The sequence below is a fragment of the Burkholderia sp. 8Y genome, from assembly GCF_902506145.1.
Classification (GTDB): domain Bacteria; phylum Pseudomonadota; class Gammaproteobacteria; order Burkholderiales; family Burkholderiaceae; genus Caballeronia.
Genome location: NZ_LR733548.1, coordinates 99325 through 118282, shown reverse-complemented (window position 1 = coordinate 118282; position 18958 = coordinate 99325). Strand labels below are relative to the sequence as shown.

19 protein-coding genes are annotated in these 18958 nt (G+C 63.7%); 9 read left to right on the top strand and 10 right to left on the bottom strand.

The window, feature by feature from the left end:
* Positions 1–71: 71 nt before the first annotated feature.
* Positions 72–1268, top strand: coding sequence for a DNA-binding protein (locus GV035_RS28305; RefSeq protein ID WP_159839317.1), 1197 nt, complete (start codon positions 72–74; stop codon positions 1266–1268).
* A gap of 47 nt (positions 1269–1315) precedes the next feature.
* Here the strand turns inward: GV035_RS28305 and GV035_RS28300 are convergent, their stop codons facing one another.
* Both GV035_RS28300 and GV035_RS28295 read right to left on the bottom strand, forming a co-directional pair.
* Positions 1316–2329, bottom strand: coding sequence for a tyrosine-type recombinase/integrase (locus tag GV035_RS28300; RefSeq protein WP_159839417.1), 1014 nt, complete (start codon positions 2327–2329; stop codon positions 1316–1318).
* A 257-nt stretch (positions 2330–2586) separates the two neighbouring features.
* Positions 2587–2943 (bottom strand): DUF2471 family protein, encoded by a 357-nt coding sequence (locus GV035_RS28295; protein ID WP_159839315.1) that lies wholly within the window; start codon positions 2941–2943, stop codon positions 2587–2589.
* Between the two features lie 250 nt (positions 2944–3193).
* On the opposite strand from GV035_RS28295, the gene GV035_RS28290 reads away from it, so the two are divergent.
* Positions 3194–3382 (top strand): CsbD family protein, encoded by a 189-nt coding sequence (locus GV035_RS28290; RefSeq protein ID WP_159839313.1) that lies wholly within the window; start codon positions 3194–3196, stop codon positions 3380–3382.
* 94 nt (positions 3383–3476) lie between these two features.
* Here GV035_RS28290 and GV035_RS28285 read toward each other — a convergent pair whose 3' ends face one another.
* The gene (locus GV035_RS28285) at positions 3477–4079 is read right to left on the bottom strand and encodes a helix-turn-helix domain-containing protein (protein ID WP_159839311.1); all 603 of its coding nucleotides are present in this window, start codon (positions 4077–4079) and stop codon (positions 3477–3479) included.
* A gap of 135 nt (positions 4080–4214) precedes the next feature.
* Here GV035_RS28285 and GV035_RS28280 point away from each other — a divergent pair, with 135 nt between their 5' ends.
* Both GV035_RS28280 and tdh read left to right on the top strand, forming a co-directional pair.
* Positions 4215–5423, top strand: coding sequence for a glycine C-acetyltransferase (locus GV035_RS28280; protein WP_159839309.1), 1209 nt, complete (start codon positions 4215–4217; stop codon positions 5421–5423).
* Between the two features lie 85 nt (positions 5424–5508).
* Positions 5509–6540 (top strand): L-threonine 3-dehydrogenase, encoded by a 1032-nt coding sequence (gene tdh / locus GV035_RS28275; protein WP_159839307.1) that lies wholly within the window; start codon positions 5509–5511, stop codon positions 6538–6540.
* A gap of 8 nt (positions 6541–6548) precedes the next feature.
* On the opposite strand, the gene GV035_RS28270 is transcribed toward tdh, so the two are convergent.
* Positions 6549–7178, bottom strand: coding sequence for a YceI family protein (locus tag GV035_RS28270; RefSeq protein WP_159839305.1), 630 nt, complete (start codon positions 7176–7178; stop codon positions 6549–6551).
* A 240-nt stretch (positions 7179–7418) separates the two neighbouring features.
* Here GV035_RS28270 and GV035_RS28265 point away from each other — a divergent pair, with 240 nt between their 5' ends.
* Entirely contained in the window at positions 7419–7889 is a 471-nt protein-coding gene (locus GV035_RS28265) for a hypothetical protein (protein WP_159839303.1), read from the top strand.
* A 247-nt stretch (positions 7890–8136) separates the two neighbouring features.
* Here the strand turns inward: GV035_RS28265 and GV035_RS28260 are convergent, their stop codons facing one another.
* Positions 8137–8517: a hypothetical protein gene (locus GV035_RS28260; RefSeq protein WP_159839301.1), complete on the bottom strand. Its 381-nt coding sequence runs from the start codon at positions 8515–8517 to the stop codon at positions 8137–8139.
* A gap of 153 nt (positions 8518–8670) precedes the next feature.
* Here GV035_RS28260 and GV035_RS28255 point away from each other — a divergent pair, with 153 nt between their 5' ends.
* Positions 8671–9333 carry a response regulator gene (locus GV035_RS28255; protein ID WP_159839299.1) on the top strand — a complete coding sequence of 221 codons (663 nt, stop codon included), beginning with the start codon at positions 8671–8673 and terminating at the stop codon, positions 9331–9333.
* Positions 9330–10709, top strand: a complete 1380-nt coding sequence (locus GV035_RS28250; RefSeq protein WP_159839297.1) for an ATP-binding protein — start codon at positions 9330–9332, stop codon at positions 10707–10709. The genes GV035_RS28255 and GV035_RS28250 overlap by 4 nt, the downstream gene beginning before the upstream one ends.
* Before the next feature lie 46 nt (positions 10710–10755).
* On the opposite strand, the gene GV035_RS28245 is transcribed toward GV035_RS28250, so the two are convergent.
* The 3 genes from GV035_RS28245 to GV035_RS28235 form a co-directional block, all read right to left on the bottom strand.
* Complete coding sequence (locus GV035_RS28245; protein ID WP_159839295.1) at positions 10756–11343, bottom strand: hypothetical protein; 588 nt, start codon at positions 11341–11343, stop codon at positions 10756–10758.
* 325 nt (positions 11344–11668) lie between these two features.
* A complete protein-coding gene (locus GV035_RS28240; protein WP_159839293.1) occupies positions 11669–12583 on the bottom strand; it encodes a LysR family transcriptional regulator in 915 nt (304 codons plus the stop codon).
* A gap of 95 nt (positions 12584–12678) precedes the next feature.
* Positions 12679–14085, bottom strand: a complete 1407-nt coding sequence (locus GV035_RS28235; RefSeq protein ID WP_159839291.1) for an MFS transporter — start codon at positions 14083–14085, stop codon at positions 12679–12681.
* Between the two features lie 272 nt (positions 14086–14357).
* Between GV035_RS28235 and GV035_RS28230 the strand changes: the two genes are divergently transcribed.
* Entirely contained in the window at positions 14358–15128 is a 771-nt protein-coding gene (locus tag GV035_RS28230; protein ID WP_159839289.1) for an IclR family transcriptional regulator domain-containing protein, read from the top strand.
* A gap of 23 nt (positions 15129–15151) precedes the next feature.
* Here GV035_RS28230 and GV035_RS28225 read toward each other — a convergent pair whose 3' ends face one another.
* Complete coding sequence (locus GV035_RS28225) at positions 15152–15685, bottom strand: nucleoside deaminase (protein WP_159839287.1); 534 nt, start codon at positions 15683–15685, stop codon at positions 15152–15154.
* Between the two features lie 1014 nt (positions 15686–16699).
* Positions 16700–17305 (bottom strand): NAD(P)H:quinone oxidoreductase, encoded by a 606-nt coding sequence (wrbA, locus tag GV035_RS28220; protein ID WP_159839285.1) that lies wholly within the window; start codon positions 17303–17305, stop codon positions 16700–16702.
* A gap of 177 nt (positions 17306–17482) precedes the next feature.
* Here wrbA and GV035_RS28215 point away from each other — a divergent pair, with 177 nt between their 5' ends.
* Positions 17483–18781 carry an FUSC family protein gene (locus GV035_RS28215; protein WP_159839283.1) on the top strand — a complete coding sequence of 433 codons (1299 nt, stop codon included), beginning with the start codon at positions 17483–17485 and terminating at the stop codon, positions 18779–18781.
* The last annotated feature ends 177 nt before the right edge of the window (positions 18782–18958 follow it).

Sequence of the window (18958 nt, the reverse complement as noted above, 5' to 3'; positions counted from 1 at the left end):
TCTGCAACTCGACGGCTGTATCGGAGTGAACGTAAAACGTCACGCTCGACACAAACTATTGTTGAGGATTCATGGACTCACACGTTCGCGATACCGTCCGTCAAGAACTGGAGAGGCTGCGCGCAGCCGGCGCCCGCCGACAAGACCTTTCGCATCATGCGTGTAGGCGGCTGTTTTTCGACCTCGGCATCCGCCCATCGGTCACGGCGGTCCGGGACTTGACGCAAGTCGGCAGCGCAACGGACATCCCCAGGGATATCGATGCTTTCTGGGAGACTGTGCGATCCAGTGTTCGCGTGCGTGTCGAGGCAGGTGGGATCCCGCAGGCGCTCCAGGAACGCGCGGGCGAACTGTTGGCCGAGCTTTTCGCCGAAGCCCGAGTGCATGCGGAGACCGCGCTGGAAGGCAAGCGCGCTGAAGCGTACGAAAACGTCGGCAGAGCGGAGGCAAGCGCCCGTGAAGCGGAGATTCGCCTTCAAACCGTCGAGCAGGCGCGGCAACGTGCCGAGGCTCGAGCGGAGGAAGCGGCCGTGCGTATCGCGTCGCTGGAAGCGGAACTGAACCGGCTCCGCATAAGTGACACCGCCTCGCAAGCCGAACTACGCGACGCGATCGCGCAATCGAAGGCAGACAATGCTGCGCTTACCGAGCGTCTCGCGACGGAGCAGTCGCAGGCGGCGCGTCTGCGAGGCCGGATAGAGGAACTGCAGGACGAATTGCGCCGGAATACCGAACGATACGCCCAGCAAATCAACGATGCCGTCAAGGACGCCGAGCGCCGGGTCAAGCCGATGCTGGTCGAACTCGATGGATTGCGCGGCGTCGCTGCTACTTATCAGGCGAATATTCGGGAAGCCGGCCGGAAGGAGTTCGAGTTCATTCAACAACTGAGCGTCGCGCGCAGTCGTGCGGACCGCCTGGAGTCGCAGGTGCGCGCGCAGTCGGATGAAATCGATGCGCTGACGCGTGAGCGCGATGCACACCGCGTCCGGGCCGGAATGAGCGCCGAAGCCGGGAAGCTGATCGCGTCACTGGCGGCGGATGGACGGCTCACCGAAGGCGAAATCGCCGCCCTCGGCGCGCAAGCCGATCCATACGTGAGCGTGCCGCCTGCCTGTCCGGCCTGCGAGGACGGCGAGCCCGAATTGCAACTGCACGAAGACGAATATGAGTTGTCGTGCCCCAAATGCGAGCGCACATCGGGCGCGGCGACGTCAAAGCTGGCCGCGCTTTACAGCTTCCGTCACACATCCCGCGTGCGCGCGTGAGATCCGGCCACGATCAGAGTGATAGGTGAGCGTTTTCGGGAGTATCGTCAAACTTGGCCCGACCCTGCATCATCGCTTACGCCGGCCTGCGCCCGCGCGATGTCGCGCTCCCGTATTTGCTCACCCATCCAGTCCTGCCATGCCCGGTGCAGTCGATGCACCGATATCATTTGCTGGAATCCGAGCCATTGGCCAACGCGCTCGGGCTCGATCCCCTCGTCGAATAATTCCGCTGCGTAGGTATTGCGAAGCGTCTGCGGACTCGCTCGGGCGACGCGAGACGCGGCGATGCCCGACGCGGCGACGACCGCATCGATAGCGCGGAGCATCGTCGCTTTGTGCATGGGACGGCCGGACGGCGCTGCGGGAAACAGTAGCTCACCGGCTAATCCGGCTGCTTTTCGCTCGCCAATCCAGCCATCCAGCAACTCGACGGCAAATGGAGCGAGCCGCGCCTGCCGAATCAAAAGCGGATTCGAAGCGTCCACGGTCACGTAAGGCGCACCGGGCGCGTAACAATCGACGGTCAACTGCGCCGCCTCGCCGGTTTTCACGCCGGCACCTAGAAACGCGGCGACCAGCGCCCGGTCGCGCCGTTCACGCCAACGCTGCCCAGCCGGTAGCGCACCGAGCGGGGAGAATAGGTGCGCGACGAGCAGCGCCCGCTCATCATGCGTCAGGAACCCGGTCGGCTCGTTATCGCGTGCTTTGCGCCAGGCTGCGTCGCCGTCCTGAGCGATGAATCGCGCGGGATTGGTCCCCGCGGCTTCTATCTCCCGAACATGATCGAGCACGCGCTCGATCAAACGCAGGTAACGCATCCGCTGCGGCCGCCGAATGTCCAACTGCGACACGAACTGTTCGATGACGGGCCGCTGCACCGAATGAAGCGTCGCGCGTTTCGCCTGCAGCCATTCGAGGAAATTGCCCCATTGCGCGCGATAAACATCGGCCGACGAAGCGCGAAATTCTTGTTGAGCGAGCCAGGCGTCGAAAGCAGCATGAGGGTCGGCCTGCCAGTCGGCGCGCTGTTGGTCGAAGAGATCAGTAGTGTCTGGCATCGTGTTGGGAAGGCGCGCGGCGCTGTTTGCTTTGCAGAAAGAGTCGGGCTTCGCGTGGCCGGCGTCAAGGGTGCAGGCGCATGGGAGTGTGCAGAAGTGTCGACGTGCTTCGCTGAGAGTACGCGACATGCGCCAAAGGCGTCGCAGTGCGCGCGTTCGTTCGACAGCGGCACGGACCGGACGTCGGCGGGCGCTGTTTCCGCTTGCCAGGGACACACCGACGCGGAGGACATCTCATGCCCTAACGCGACGGGCCCTCAATGACCGGCGATGGCGAGTTGCGGTCGACCTTCCCGCGCGGCGCGTTCGTAGGCATCGACGGCGAATGCGAATACGGCGGGCAACGCATCGGAGGAGGCGATGTCCACGACGTCGTCGGTTTCGGGATACTGGAAGTTTTCGGGGCGCGCGAACAGTTCGCGCAGCGCGGCTTCGTGTCGCCCGGCGAACCCTAAGTCGGCGACGGCCTCGGCTTCGATGGCATGCAAAAGGCGCCACGTCAGCGGTACCCCCTGGTCGATGTAGCGGCCCGCGATGTGCCGCGTGATGCGTTCAAGGTCGCGCACAGCCCGCTCGAACTGCCTCTTGCTCAGATGCTCGGCGTTCATCTCCATGTTTTCACCCCCTCGCAGCGTTCTCGATACTGTATAAATATACAGTACTCGCACCGATGAAAACAGCGTCGCGCGCTTCGAGCCGGGTGTATGTGCGATTCCGCCTACGCGGGATTCAGACATCCGCTGCTACGCAAAGGCGGTGCAAAAGCGCATCGTGGAGCCGTGTTCGAATTACCTTTAGGCGCTGCCCGAGAGGGCCGAGGAACGAGCACCGCGCAGTTTCGCGCTGAATCCAAAGGAGAACCAGATGAACAAGGACCAAGTTAAAGGCGTCGGCGAGCAGGTGAAGGGGAAGATCAACGAGGTGGTTGGCAAGGCGACCGACGACCCTGCCCAAGAGGCGAAAGGCGACATGCAACAAGTCGCCGGCCAGATCCAGAAGGGAGCGGGCGACGTGCGCGAAGACCTCAAAGACAGCGTGAAGAAGAACCCGTAAGTGTTGAAAGAGGCCGCGCTTGCGGCCTCGCTTCAAGCCCGAGCGACGCGGCCGACTTGATGCGCATAAAGTTCTGCAGGCCGCCGCCGCGACCTCACCCGTGGATGACAACAAGCAGCGCCTTGGCTTCCGAACGCCCAACATTGCGGATGGCGTGACTGTCGTCCGCCGCATATCGCGCAGTTTCGCCCGCCTTCAGACGACGCGTCGACGCGGACGCATCCACTTCAATGGTTCCGTTAAGAACCGTCAAATGCTCGCGTGTGCCCGGTTCATGCGCGTTGGACCTCAGCGCCGCGCCGGCCTGCAACGTGAGTTCATACCACTCAAACTTGCCCGCCAATTCGATCGGCCCCCACACGCGGAGTTGATACCCGCCGTTGTCACCAGTTAACGTCGGTATGTCGTGTGGGCTCGCTACGCGAATCGCTTCAGCGGGTCGTTGTTGCGCGAACAATTGGTCCAGGCTAATACCCAGCGCGTTTGTCAGCCGCCACGCGACCGCGATCGTCGGGTTGGCACGGTCGCGCTCGATCTCCGACAACATCGACTTAGAAACGCCCGCCGCGCGCGACAAGTCGTCAAGGGTCAATCTCCTCTCGTTGCGCAATCGCTGAATATGCTCGCCGACGCGGGGTGGCACCGACACTGCCGCCGCCGTGTCTCCGGCTGCCGGTTCTAAACGCGAACTTGCCATGACGCTTTTGTTCCCTTAGAGTGTTCACCATATTGGAAATCGGTTCGAAATATCGAACACGTCCAATGCGATGAATGGACTATAACAGGGCTAGGAAGCCGCGTGCGGACTGCGCGGATGCAACCGGAAGAACCGATGAAAGACCAATACCTGTCTTACCTGCGCGACACCATCGACGACATCCGCGCGGCGGGGTTCTACAAGCACGAACGAGTCATTGCGAGCCCCCAGTCGTCCGACATCCGTCTCGCGAACGGACGCGACGTGCTCAACTTCTGCGCGAACAATTACCTCGGGCTGGCTGATGACCCGCGTCTGATACAGGCGGCGAAAGCAGGTTTGGATGCCGACGGCTTCGGCATGGCGTCGGTGCGCTTCATCTGCGGCACGCAGAACGTCCACAAATCGCTGGAAGGCGCCATTGCCCAGTTTCTTCAGACCGACGACGCAATCCTCTACTCCAGTTGCTTCGATGCCAACGGCGGCTTGTTCGAGACGCTGCTGGGCGATGAAGACGCGATCATCAGCGATGAACTGAATCACGCAAGCATCATCGATGGCGTGCGACTCTCGAAGGCCCGACGTCTGCGTTACAAGAACAACGACCTCGCGGACCTCGAAGCGCGGCTCAAGGAAGCGGATGCCGGCGGCGCACGGTTCAAACTGGTCGCGACGGACGGCGTTTTTTCGATGGACGGCATCATCGCGAATCTTGCGGGAATCTGCGATCTCGCCGACCGATACGGCGCGCTCGTGATGGTGGACGATTCGCATGCGGTCGGTTTCATCGGCGAAAAGGGGCGAGGTACGCCGGAGCACTGCGGCGTGCTCGACCGCGTGGACATTATCACCGGCACGTTGGGCAAGGCTTTGGGCGGGGCTTCGGGCGGCTACGTTGCCGCGCACAAGGAGATCATCGAGCTGCTGCGCCAGCGCAGCCGTCCCTATCTCTTCTCCAACACGCTCGCGCCCAGCATCGCGGCAGCGTCCCTCCGCGTATTGCAATTGCTCGACAGCGACGAAGGCGCGGCGCTGCGCGCACGCGTGCGCGAGAACGGCACGCGTTTTCGTCAGGCGATGTCTTCTCTTGGCTTCGATTTGGTTCCCGGCGAGCATCCGATCATTCCCGTCATGCTCGGCGATGCGCAACTAGCATCCCGAATGGCGAATGCGCTGCTGGACGAGGGCGTGTACGTGGTCGGCTTCTCGTATCCCGTTGTTCCGAAGGGACGCGCACGCATTCGCACGCAGATGAGCGCGGCGCACACCGCCGAGCAGATCGATCGCGCGGTGGAGGCTTTCGCTCGTGTGGGACGGTCGCTTGGCGTCATCCAGCAGCAATAGAGCGCCCGACTTTATGCGCATAAAGGGCCCGGACCTGCGCGGCCTGCCCTCCTCACCGCAAGAACGAACACCCGACGAACCACACATGAAAGCACTCGCCAAACTCGAACGCGCACCCGGCCTAACGTTGACGCGTGTGAAGCGTCCGGAGGTCGGACATAACGACGTCCTCATCCGCATCCGCAAGACCGCGATCTGCGGAACGGACATCCATATCTGGAAGTGGGACGACTGGGCGCAGAAGACCATTCCCGTGCCCATGCACGTGGGCCACGAGTACGTCGGTGAGATTGTCGAAATGGGCCAGGAAGTGCGAGGCTTCGCGATCGGAGATCGCGTCTCGGGCGAAGGCCACATCACATGCGGTTTCTGCCGGAATTGCCGCGCGGGACGACGCCATCTGTGCCGCAATACGGTCGGCGTCGGCGTGAATCGCGAAGGTGCGTTCGCCGAATATCTCGTCATTCCCGCGTTCAATGCGTTCAAGATTCCGGCTGATATTTCGGACGATCTGGCCACCATCTTCGATCCGTTCGGCAACGCGACACACACCGCCCTGTCGTTCAATCTCGTCGGCGAGGACGTGCTCATCACCGGCGCGGGTCCAATTGGTGTCATGGCCGCCGCGATTGCGCGACACGTAGGCGCGCGCAACGTCGTGATCACCGACGTCAACGACTATCGGCTCGAACTCGCGCGCAAGATGGGCGCAACGCGCGCCGTCAACGTCGCACACGAGAACTTGCGCGACGTCATGGGCGAACTCGGCATGACGGAGGGCTTCGACGTCGGGCTGGAGATGTCCGGTGTGCCGAGCGCCTTCACGGGAATGCTCGAAGCGATGAACCACGGCGGCAAGATTGCGCTGCTCGGCATCCCGCCTGCGCAGACGGCGATCGACTGGAATCAGGTCATCTTCAAGGGACTGGAGATCAAAGGCATCTACGGGCGCGAGATGTTCGAGACCTGGTACAAGATGGTCGCGATGCTGCAAAGCGGACTCGATCTTTCCCCGATCCTGACCCACACCTTTCCCGTCGACGACTACGAGCGCGCATTCGACACCATGCTCTCCGGCAACAGCGGCAAAGTCGTGCTCGACTGGACTGCGGCCTAGCCGCTCGCCTATTCCCTGGCTTTTCCGAATTCGGCTTGAATGGCGACGTGAACATCGTCGCCGACGGCTGGAAACCATGTCGTCAGGCCAAACTTCGCGCGGCTGAAGTGGCCGTTGGCGGAAAAACCGAGCGTCTCCTGCTTCGTCAGCGGGTTCACCGCATGGCCGTTGAAGGTGACGTCGAGTTTGACGCGACGGGTGACGCCCCGGATCGTCAGATCGCCGGTGAGCGTGCCGGTGTCGTCGCCGGTGCGCTCGAACGCCGTGCTCACGAACGTGATGTTCGGATAACGCACGGCATCGAACATGTCCGGCCCCTTCACCATCCTGTCTAGCAACGGCACGTTTGTATTGACGCTGGATGCGTCGATGGTCGCCTGAACGGGACTCGTCGCCATGCCACCGCCGTTCCAATCAAGCCGCGCCGATACCTTGTCGAAGCGGATAACGAATCGTGAGTAATGAAAGTGATCGACATCGAAGCTCACGTTCCAATGATGCGGATCGAGTTCATAGCGTCCCGCAGGAACAGTCGATTCGTTCGCCGAAACATGGTGCGTCACGACGTTTAAGGCCGTGCATGCGCCCAACAGCGCAATCGAGCCGAGCACTGCAAAACGACGCTTCATCGCGTTCATCGCGGACTGACTCCAAAGACGTTCTTTTCGAACCACGAATTCAAATAAACGACGGTCAAAGAGCAGTTAACGGCCGTCACGCGAATTTCGTCCGCGCATACGAAGGTAACGCGATTCAGGTAGAGTTCGCGTCGATTCTTATCTTAAAAAGGCGCCACGCCTCGCGCGACGGCGGATAACTCCATGCGCTTCTGGCCATCCCGCTTTCCCCCGCTTCGGTCCCGCTCGCTTGCTGCGACGATGCTGATCGTGTCAGCCGCCTTCTGCTGGGCATCGCCCGCGCAGGCCGCATGGTGCGACGACGGGCTGTGGATCGACGCAATGATCGGCTCGCATCACGTTCACCCCGACAAGCATTTTGAGCAGTTCAATCCCGGCGTCGGCGCTGAATGCTGGGTCGCGCCGCAATGGGCGGTAACAGCCGGCTATTTTCGGAATTCGCTATCGAAGCCGTCGTTTTACGGCGGCGGGGTCTGGGCGCCCGAATTCTTGCATTGGGGCTTCGTGCGGCTCGCCGCGATGGGCGGCCTGATCTCGGGATACGACTACGGTCGCTGGGGCATCGGACACGATCACATGGTCGGTCCGGTGGCCGCGCCGCTCGTGATGGTCGCCTATAAGCGCGTCGGAGTGAACTTCATCCTGATTCCGCCGATTCCGTCGAGCGATCTGCCGTTCACGATCGGATTTCAGCTTCGGGTGAAGTTCTAAGCGCCGAAGCGTAGCGCGAAATATCGCGCAATCGCATGCGCTGCGTGGGAGCCCGGGACTGCACGAAAACGACCCAAAACGCCCGGTCCCGAAAACTCTCACCTTAGCCACGCCGCGAAGCCCGCCGCCGGGCGCTCTGTACAGGCCGTTCCCGAAAACCCTCACCTCAGACCGTCACCACCGTCCACGCGGACAAAAAAGAGCCCGGCCAAGAGCCGGGCTCGAACCGGACCGGGCGAGTTCCGAGTCACGCCCGACCGCGTGGACTTCTTGCCGAGCGCGCGGCGCGGTGGCAGCGGCAGACGCCGCGACGCCGGCTTTCGGCAGGGTGCAATTCAAGATGCAGCTGAACGAGCCAGCCGTTCGCATCGTCGCGATCATTGTCGCGATGATGAGTCGCCGCGCACCGGCTGTTCGCGGCGTCGAACGCCAGCTTCGCGATGCGCCGCACGACGAGCATCACGCCTGCCGCGCTCACGAGCGTCGCCATGCGCAGCGCGATCGATTGCAACGCGTAGAGGTGGCCCGAGCATCCGCAGACGGCGAGCCACGCGGCATCGGAGGCCGCCACGCACAGCGCGATCAGCATCGCATGTGCGCGCAGCGAGACAAGAGTGGTCGCTTGCATCGGCAGTTCCCATGCGCACGGTCTGCGGCGCGCCTGGCGGTATAGTGCGGGCTGGATGCTTATGCGATGCTTAAGCACGGCGGCCGCCGCGTTAAGTGCCGCTTAAGCAGGACACGAGGAGAATGGCCGCGACGTTCAAGCTTGGGGAAGCACATGCGCCTGCTTTTGGTGGAGGACGATGAGATGATTGCCGAAACGGTGCTGGCCGCGCTGCGTCGTTCCAGTTACACCGTGGATTGGGCGCAGGATGGCCGCGCGGCCGAACTGTCGCTCGGCAATGACGTGTACGACCTCGTGCTGCTGGACCTCACGTTGCCCAAGCGCGATGGCCTCGATCTGCTCGGCGCCTACCGCAAGAACGGCGGCCATGCGCCTGTGATGATTCTCACGGCCCGCGACGCGGTGGACGACCGCATTCGCGGCCTCGACGCCGGCGCGGACGACTATCTGCTGAAGCCGTTCGATCTCGACGAACTCGCCGCCCGCGTGCGCGCGCTGCTGCGCCGCCGCACGGGCCACAAGCAGCTTGTCTATGCGCACGGCGACCTGTCGCTCGATCCCGCCGCGCACGAAGCCGTGAAGGGCGGCGTCGCGCTGAATCTCGTGCCGCGCGAATTCGCGCTGCTGCAGGCGCTGATCGAGGAGCCGTCGCGTGTTTTTCGCCGCTCGGAGCTCGAGGAGAAACTCTATGGATGGGGCGAGGAAGTGGGCAGCAATGCAATCGAAGTGCACGTGCATAGCTTGCGGCGCAAGATCGGCGCGGAGCAGATCGTGACCGTGCGCGGCGTGGGTTATCGGCTGAAGGGGATTGGATGAACTCCATCCGGCGCTGGCTGCTCGGCTGGCTCATTTGCGGACTCGCCGTGGCCTGCCTGCTTGCAGGGTACGGCATCTTTCACATGGCGCGGCTCGAAGCGGGCGAACTCTTCGACTATGAACTGCGCACCGTGGCGGTCTCGCTGCCAAGCACGGTCAGCGCCGCCGATGTCGCCGAAGGACGCAGTCACGACCTCGAAGGCATCGCGGATGACCGGCTCGTCATCGACATCTGGGACAAGACCGGGCGGCTCGTTTATCACTCGCCGCACGAACCGGCGCTGCCGCGTTTCGGCGACGGTTTCCGGTCCGCGGATCGCGAAGGCTATCGCTGGCGCGCGTTCGGCATCACGCTGCCGGATCGCTTCGTGCAAGTCGCGCAGCCGCTTTTCGTGCGCGACGACCTCGCTATTTCGCTTGCGCTGCGCACCATCTGGCCGCTGGCGCTCCTGATTCCGGTCGTCGTCGTGATCGTGCTGCTGGTCGTGGCGCGCGGTCTCGCGCCGGTGCGCTGGCTGTCGCGCTCGCTCGCCGCGCGCTCGCCCGAATCGCTCGCGCCGGTATCGCTGCCCGCGCCCACGCCTGTCGAACTGCGTAGCCTCGTCGATGCGTTGAACGGCCTGCTCGTGCGCCTGAATGACGCCTCGGAGGCGCAACGCACGTTCGTCGCGGATGCCGCCCACGAACTCCGCACGCCGCTCACCGCGCTCAAATTGCAGATACAGGGCGCCATCAGCGACGGCTCGATGCAAGTCGACGAAACGACTGTCGGCAAGATCGACGGCCGGCTGAATCGGCTGATTCACCTCGCGCAGCAGTTGCTCAGCATGGCGCGCGAGGACGCGGCGCGCGAGGCGGCCATCGCGCCGATGAGCCTGCGCACGCTCTGCGAGACGCGCGTGTCCGATTTCTCGTTGATCGCGGAAGCGAAGGCGATTGATCTCGGCCTCGAACTGGAAGCGGCGCGCAGCGAGCAGGACGCGTTCTCGATTCTCGGCGACACGCACGCGCTGGCGGTCCTGCTCAATAACTTGCTCGACAACGCGATTCGCCATACGCCGGCCGGCGGGCGCGTCGATGTGACGCTGCGCCGCGAGACCGACGGCATCGCGCTGACGGTGCTCGATACGGGCCCCGGCATTCCGCCCGACGAGATCGAGCGCGCGTGCGACCGGTTCTATCGCGGCGCCGGCACGCATGGGCAGGGCAGCGGGCTCGGACTGGCGATCGCGCTGCGCGTGGCGCAGCGGCATCAGGCGACGTTGACTGTCGCGAATCGCAAGGGCGTGAGCGGGTTGGCGGTGTCGGTGCGCGGCTTGCGCGGCGTCGAAATGAAAGCGCAAGCAACGGAGTGCGCGGCAGTCGCGATGCGGTGAGGCTTGGGGCTTTGCAAGACCAGAGCAAGAGAGAGGTCAGGGCTCGCTATTTCGACATCCAGCTAAAAAGACTTGGGCGGCTCACGTCGATGCCCTGAATCGCTGCCTTGATGGCTTTTCGACATTCACGCATGGCCGCATCAGCCTCCTTCAACTGCTGCTTGCTGGCGGTGCCGGAGCCGTTCTTGTCAAGCTGCTGCCGCACATCCTCGTCTACGACAGAGTCGAAGAAGGTGTCTACCCCCAGCACCGCGAACTGCTTCGCCATCTGGATGGAGTGATTGACCGAACGCAACCAATGCTCTCGCTCAGCGCCGCTCGCGTCGCGACTCAAGTAACCCGCGCGGCGAACTTCCAGCGCGAAGACTAAGGACTGAATGCGAAGCTTCAGTTCCTGAGCGGCGACACCGAATGAAAGCGAGTGCGGGTCTGCTTCCGTTACGGATCGGCCCTTGTTTATCGTGATGGAGAACAAATCGGAATCAAACACAGGCAGGCAATTCACGATCTTTTCGTAAAGGACCCTTCCTTCACTGAAGGCTTTGATTTGGTCGCCAATCATCGCGACGACGTCTTTGATGGTGTTTCCCATTCCGTTGGCGTAAAGGTGGTCGCCGCGTTTACTGATGGACATCAAATTTCCTCGAATGCGTATGTTTGGATTTCATATAGCGGAGAGATTATAACGTAATCCTAACGATATTCGTCTGCACTCAAACGCTCCTTATCCGGTTCAATCTGCACGAAACGGGGCGCTTTCGGCGGAAATCGTTACGCGGCTTGATACCCGTCAAGGCGGATGCTTGGTGTTGGCCCATATGAAGGCGTCATTCGCCGGACTCCATATGCGCAACGCATTGTTCCGGTCGACGCGTCGGTGCAAATTCGCGTGTATCGACTCATCGTCTGGACACGACGCCGATTGGCGGTGATGGACGGCCGTAGCACGGACCTCCCCATCACCCCGCGCCAGTCAACCCGACCACAAAATCAAGAAACGCCCGCGTCTTGGCCGGCGGATGATGCCGCGACAGATGAAACGCATAGAGCGGAAACCGCTCGTCGGGCCAGTCCGGGAATAGGTCGATAAGCTGGCCCTCCGCCATCAGATGCGCGTGACCGAGTTCGAGTATCTGCGCGATGCCGTAGCCCGACAGACACGCGCTCAGCATCGTGCCCGGATCGTTCAGCGTCAGATGCCCGCGCGTCTGAACCGTCAGCCGCTTCTTCTTGCGATGAAACTCCCACGGAAACGGCCGCCCCGTTTCGGGATCGCGAAACTCGATACACGTATGCGCGCCGCTCGCGAGCGCCTGCGGCGTCGCGGGCCGGCCGCACCGCTCGATGTAGGACGGCGCCGCCACCGTATGCACCGGCGTATCGAGCAACTTGCGCGCGACGAGACTCGAATTACGCGGCTCGCCGAAGCGCACGGCGAGGTCGAAGCCTTCCGCGATCATGTCGCCGAGACGGTCGCGCGTCAGCAATTCGAGTTCGAGTTCGAGATGCGCTTGCATGAACGCTTCGAGCTTCGGCCCGAGCACGAGCCGCGAAAAAATCGGATCGACGTTCACGCGCAGCCGCCCGCGCACGGCCGTCGCGCTGCCGGATGCGGTGGCTGCGGCTTCCTCCAGGCCGACGAGATGCGGCATCACGTGCTCGAAGAAGCGGCGGCCGTCGTCGGTGAGCGAGACCGTGCGGGTCGTCCGGTCGAACAGGCGAATCTTCAGGCGCGCTTCCAGACGCGCGATGGCGCGGCTCACGCCCGGCTGCGACATGCCGAGCTTGTCGCCGGCTGCGGCGAACGTGCCCGCATCGACGATGGCCGCGAACACGCTGATGCCGTTCAGGATGCGCTCGTTGAACCCCGCCATTCATGCCTCCGCGTCATGGATGAAGTGGCTCGCATGGTATCGCGAAGCAACAAAAAGGGCCCCGAAGGGCCCGTTAGAACACATGCAAACTACCTTCATGCGTGCGCTTTGGCCACCTTCTCGACGGCCATCGAATCCGCGCGCATGCGCTCGTATTCCTGCTCGGTCATCGGCACGGCGTCTTTCTGGCCGAGATCGTCCAGGCGAACGCGATACGTCTCGCGCGCCGACCACGCGGCAATCGCCGCGATGATCGTCACGCCGAACGCCAGCGCGCCGACCGTGAGCGGAATGTTCGACGACCCCGGCGGCGCGACTGCCGCGAAGAGCGCGGGCAGCAGCGCGGTAATCGTGGTGCCGATGTTCTGCGCAATCGCCATCGCCGAGACGCGCGAACGCGTCGGGAACAGCTCGGGGAAGAAGCTCGGGAAGATCGCGTTGTAGCCCTGGTACACGACGCCCCACATCAGCAGCGACATGACGATGGCGAGCGGCACGTTGCGGATGCTGATGGCGTACAGATACGCGAACGAGAGGAGACCGGCGAGCAGCGAACCGACGATCATCGGCATGCGGCGGCCGATCCGATCGGACAGATTGCCGACATACGGAATCACCACCACGGCGAGAATGTTGCCGACGACCGGAATCCACAGATACACGCTCTTCTGGAAGCCGATGCCATACGATGCCTGCACCGCGTAGGCCGCGCCGAAGATAGTCGCGACGACCGGGATCACGTTCATCAGCGCCATGCAGACGACGCGGATCATGTCGGGCGTGCTGTTCGCGAACGCTTCCTTGATCGGCGACTTCGGCAGACCGCCCTGCGCGTCTTCCGCGGCGAAGGCCGGCGTTTCGTGAACTTCGCGACGAATGATGTAGCCCGCGACCAGCACCAGCGCCGACAGCAGGAACGGCACACGCCAGCCCCAGGAATTGAACGTGGCTTCGGGCATGAACGCGGCGAGCGGCAGAAACACGGCCGCCGCCAGAATCTGGCCGGCCTGCACGCCCTGAAGCGTGAAGCTCGCGTAGTAACCGCGACGGCCGAACGGCGCGTGCTCCAGAATCATCGAGCTCGCGCCGGAGATTTCGCCCGCCACCGCGAAGCCCTGAATCAGACGCAGCACGACGAGCAACGCCGGCGCGAGCATGCCGACGCTGTGATACGTCGGCAGGAGACCGACCGCCATCGTCGAGAAGCCCATCAGGAACATGCAGATGAGCAGCACGTTCTTGCGGCCGTGCGTGTCGCCCAGATGACCGAGCACGAACGCGCCGATCGGACGCGCGACGTAGCCGACTCCGTACGTCGCGAGCGATGCGACGATCGCCACCTTCGGATTGCCCGACGGAAAGAACAACTGCGGAAAGATGAGCGCCGCCGCCTGCGCGTAGATGAAAAAGTCGTAGTACTCGAGCGCCGAGCCGATCCAGCCGCTCGCCGTCGCTTTTTTCGCCTGGCGGCCGCCGTGCGCCTCTTCCTTAGGGCTAGCCATTGAAGTGTCTCCGAATGATGGTTTATCGAGTGGTTCTGCTGCGCCTGTCGTTTGTTCTTGTCTACGATTGTCGCGCGATGCGCGCCGCCGCGTGGGAGGGCGGCAACGCAGTCGAGCCAGGCTCGCGAACATGTCCCTTACAGTGATCCGAGCATAAGAGCGCAGCCGCGAGCGGGCAACGATTTGTGATAAATTGTGCGCGATAATCGCACGCACGTGGTCGATGATCGACCGCTTTGGGGGTTAGCACTAGCAGAAGGCGCGAACCGCATATGACGAAACCGGCACTCGACAAACGCGACTGGATCGCTGGACTGGAAAAGGGATTGGCGATCCTCGAAGCCTTCGACGACCAGCACGCCCGCATGACGCCGACGCAAGCCGCCACGCGCACCGGCATGACGCGCACGGCGGCGCGCCGCTATCTGCTCACGCTCGCGCATCTCGGCTACGTGCAGACCGACGGCAAGCTCTTCAATCTGACGCCGCGCGTGCTGCGCGTCGGCTGGTCGTACTTCGACTCGGCGCGGCTGCCGCGCATCGTGCAGCCTTATTTGCAGCACTTGAGCGCGTCGATTCACGAGAACGTCTACGTGAGCGTGCTCGACGAATGGGATCTCGTCATCATCGCGCGCAACGGTTCTTCGCGTGTGATGACCACGGGCTTCGTGCTCGGCGCCCGCGTGCCGGCGGCGCTGATGTCGGCCGGCCTCGTGATGCTCGCCTACAGGCCGGACGAGGACGCGGTGCGCAAATGGCTCGACGCGACGGAGTTCCGGCCGTTCACGCCGTCTACCATCACCGACAAGGATGCGCTCTACGACAAGATCCGGCAGGCGCGCGTGGACGGCTACGTGGTCTTCGAACAGCAACTGCAGGTGGGCGTGCGCGGCGTTGCGGTGCCGATCAAGAATCGCCACGGGCAGGTGGTCGCCGCGTTATCCGTGAACATGCCCATCGGAAAGGAGACGAGCGAGGCCGCGCTCGCCCGCGTGCTGCAGCCGTTGCAGGAGACGGCGCTCTCCATGCTCAATGTCATCTAGCCGCGCGTTTCTTTGCGTGGCGTCTATCGCGTCGACCAGAACGTGCGCTGCACGCGCAGCACGTCGTCTTCGACTTCTGCGATTGGACCGATCAACTCCACCGGCTTTTGACAATGGTCGAAGACGTAGCGTGACGAGACGCTCATCGTGGGATTCTCGGCGTGGTTGCCGGTGGCTTCGAGGAGGCGCGCTTCGGTCAGCCCGTACACCACCCGCCCGATGTTCGCCCAGTACGCCGTTCCCGCGCACATGCAGCACGGCTCGACCGATGTGTACAGCGTGCATCCCCATAGATAGTCCGGCGTGAAGTTGAGCGCCGCGACGCGCGCGAGCACCGATTCGGCGTGATTGACGGTATCGACATTGCCTTGTTCCATCAACACGCTTTCCTGATCCGGGCCGACGAGAATCGCGCCGAACGGATGATGCCCGAGCAGCGTCGCGCGCTCGGCGACGGCGCTCGCGTGCCGCAGATGCCGGATGATCTGCTCGCGCGTGGGCGTGAGGCCCTGTGGCGGCAGCGTGTCGTGATGCGAGGCGGGGGCGGTCAGGCTCATGGTGTCGGGTCTCGCAAAGGTGAGGGCTTTCGGGATTGGCTTTCGGTGAGCGTTTTCGGGAGCGCGGTCGGTACGCCTTTTCGCTTCCTGTCGGCAACAGTAGAGGGTCGTGGGTTTCGACGCAATCGCTTATCGGGGCAAACGGGGGCGCGTGATTGCCGCGATGGCAGCGGGTGCCACGCGGTCTGCGCTTGCGATCGGCTGCCGACCGTTGCCGCTTACGTCCGACGCAATCGCTACATGGTCCTGCGAGCCGAAGCCAAGCGGTTTAGCGTGCAGAGAAGCGGAATGACATCGGCCAGAGGCGGTGCCTGTTCGCCGCGATGAGAACTAGCCCGAGGGAATACGCATGAGTCGCTACGGTCGCGGACTTTATAATCGCTACGTCGTTCGCACCCGGCACCACTGCCGCCCGGTGATAGCGACGTTGCGCTGGAAGGCTACGCCGCAGATTGATTTGGTGTCCGAATTATATGCAGCCAAAATGCGATTTGCCCGCGCCATTCGTTCGATCCGCGCAAGGTCCCGCGATACGCCGTGCTCGGACGCGACCGGCGCCCGCCGCGTCCGTCGATGTATAGCCGTTGCGCGCCTGAGCCGCCGCGAGTTGCGACTGCGCGATCGACTGTGGCTTCGTCGAGTCGCGGATCGTCCTCCGTCACGAGCGCGCCGTCCCTGAAACGCACCGGGACGATGGTGCCGGGCAACGGATGCGTTACGTTGACGCGAGAGGGAGCGAAACGATAAATCGGTTATGGATTGCAGGGTCGGCGGATGCGAGAAGGTAGTTTCAAACGCCAAACAAGAAACGGACCGGCGCGCGAAGCAGCCGGTCCGGTCGCGCCTTGCAGTGGCAGGCAGTCAAGGTGCGACGCGTTTCATATGCAGCGAGCGTGCCAGTCACGGTGCCACGGCCTGTAGCCAGGGCGAAGGCGGATCGCGCGCATCGCAAACGTCGCGTGAAGGCCAACAGAACCGGCGCATCTGTCGGGCCGCGCCAGTCAGTCCAGCGGCTTACTTGCCCGCGATCTTCATCGCCAGTTCGGCGACGTGCTTGCCCTGATACCGCGCGATGTCGAGTTCGTTCTGCGTCGGCTGACGCTTGCCGTCGGCACCGACGATCGTCGTCGCGCCGTACGGCGTGCCGCCCGAGATTTCCGCCATGTTCGTGAGCGCGGCGCACGCGTACGGCACGCCGACGACGATCATCCCGTGATGCAGGAGCGTCGTATGAAACGACGTGATGGTGGTTTCCTGCCCGCCATGCTGCGACGCCGTGGACGTGAACACGCTGCCGATCTTGCCGACCAGCGCGCCTTTCACCCACAGGCCGCCCGTCTGGTCGAGGAACGTTCGCATCTGCCCGGCCATGTTGCCGAAGCGCGTGGGCGTGCCGAAAATGATGGCGTCGTAGTTCGCGAGCTCGTCGATGGTCGCGACGGGCGCCTGCTGATCCAGCTTCACGCCGATCACGGCGGCCTGATCCGCCGGAATGGTTTCGGGCACGCGCCTGAGCGTGACCTCGACGCCCGGTACGCCGCCTGCGCCTTCGGCGACCGCTTGCGCCATGGTCTCGACGTGGCCGTACATCGAGTAGTAGAGCACCAGTACTTTCGCCATGAGATGTCCTCGGAGTGTCGCGGGTTGAGTGGGATACAAGGCCGCGCAGATTCGAGCGTGCGGCGGCGCGGGCTTTCAACCATAGCATCGGCGTGCGGATGGTGCCCGACGCAGCGATGCATTGCGCTCGCGCCGATCCGCGTCTACGCTCAGACAAGAACCTCGCCACCGCCGACGATGCCCGACGATCATTCGACGATCCACAGCCCTTCCGCCACAGCGGCATCGTCGCGCGGCGCATTCGCGGCATTCAATACGGTCGCGGAACTCGTGCGCGAGGCGTTCGTATCGCTCGGACGCGAACTCGCCGGAATCAGGACGACGCCCGCGCGCGCGTTCTTCGCGACGCAGGCGATGGCGTCCGTCGCGCTCGCCGTCGCGCTCGGGTACGCGTTTCATCTTGAGAACATCTGGTGGGCGGCAATCAGCGGCTTCGCGGTCATGCAGTCGAAATTCTCGGCATGCGCGCAGCGTGGCGTGCATCGTGTGCTCGGCACGCTCGCGGGCGCGTTGCTGGGCGCGACGGCGGGACCGCTCATCGGCGACACGCCGTGGCTGTTCGTGCCGTTGCTCGGGCTGATCGCGGGCGTGTCGGTGTATCGCGCGCTGGTGTCGGACGCGGGCTACGCGTGGGTGCTGGGCGCGGTGACGTCGCTGATGGTGACGTTCGAGGCGCATCGGCTCGCGTCGGCTTCGGCGACGGCATCGTTCGCGTTGCTGCGCGTGGCCGAGGTCGTCGTCGGCACCGTCGCGTGCGTGGCGGTTTCCGCGCTGTTTCACGCGGGGGCGCAGCGGTATCGACAGTCGCGCGGGGCGGCGGTTGGATCGAACGCGCGGGCCGCATCGACGGCGGATCGCGTCGATGGATCGAGCCGCGAGCCGGCGACCGTCTCCGTCATCGCATCGAATGCCGCTTCAATCGTGCAAGCCCACGCGGCACGCGCCGAACACGCGGCCCACGCCATGCGCAAGCGCCTCGCGTGGCATGCGGCGTGGTCGGTGGCGATACTGGCGTCCGTGGCGTATGCGTGGAACTTGCCGGGCTTCGCGCAGGCGATGGTCACGGCCATCGCCGTGTTGATCCTGCCGGCATCGGCGCTCGGCAAGCCGACGCGCCGGCCCATCGCGGCGCGCATGGTGCAGCGCATGCTCGGCTGCCTGCTCGCGGGCGCGGCGAGTCTCGCGCTGCTGCCGCTCATCGGCGACAACGCGCCCGCTTGCATGCTCGCGCTATGCGCCGGCGTGTGGATCGGCTGTCACGTGCAGACGGGCGCGCAGGGCGCGAGCTACGTGGGGCGGCAATTCACCATCGCGTTCATCATGGTGTTCGTGCAGGATCACCACTGGTCGTCCGATCCGATGCCCGCGGCGGTGCGGCTCGCGGGCATCCTGTGCGGAATCGGCGTGCTGGCGGCGGTGATGAGCGCGGGAAGGGCGCTGGCATCGCGGCGCGCAGCGCGCCCCGCGATGCGGTGATGTCATCCGGTCGATTTGCTTAAGCCTCGAGCGGCAACGCGACAGCGGCTTCGATGTCGATCGGCGTTTCTTGCTCTGCTCGAATGGCCATGCGCCCTATTGCTTCGCCGTCCATTCGAGATCGGTCTCGTCACCCGGAACGACCCAGTGATCCACCGCAATCCGCAGCATGCCAGC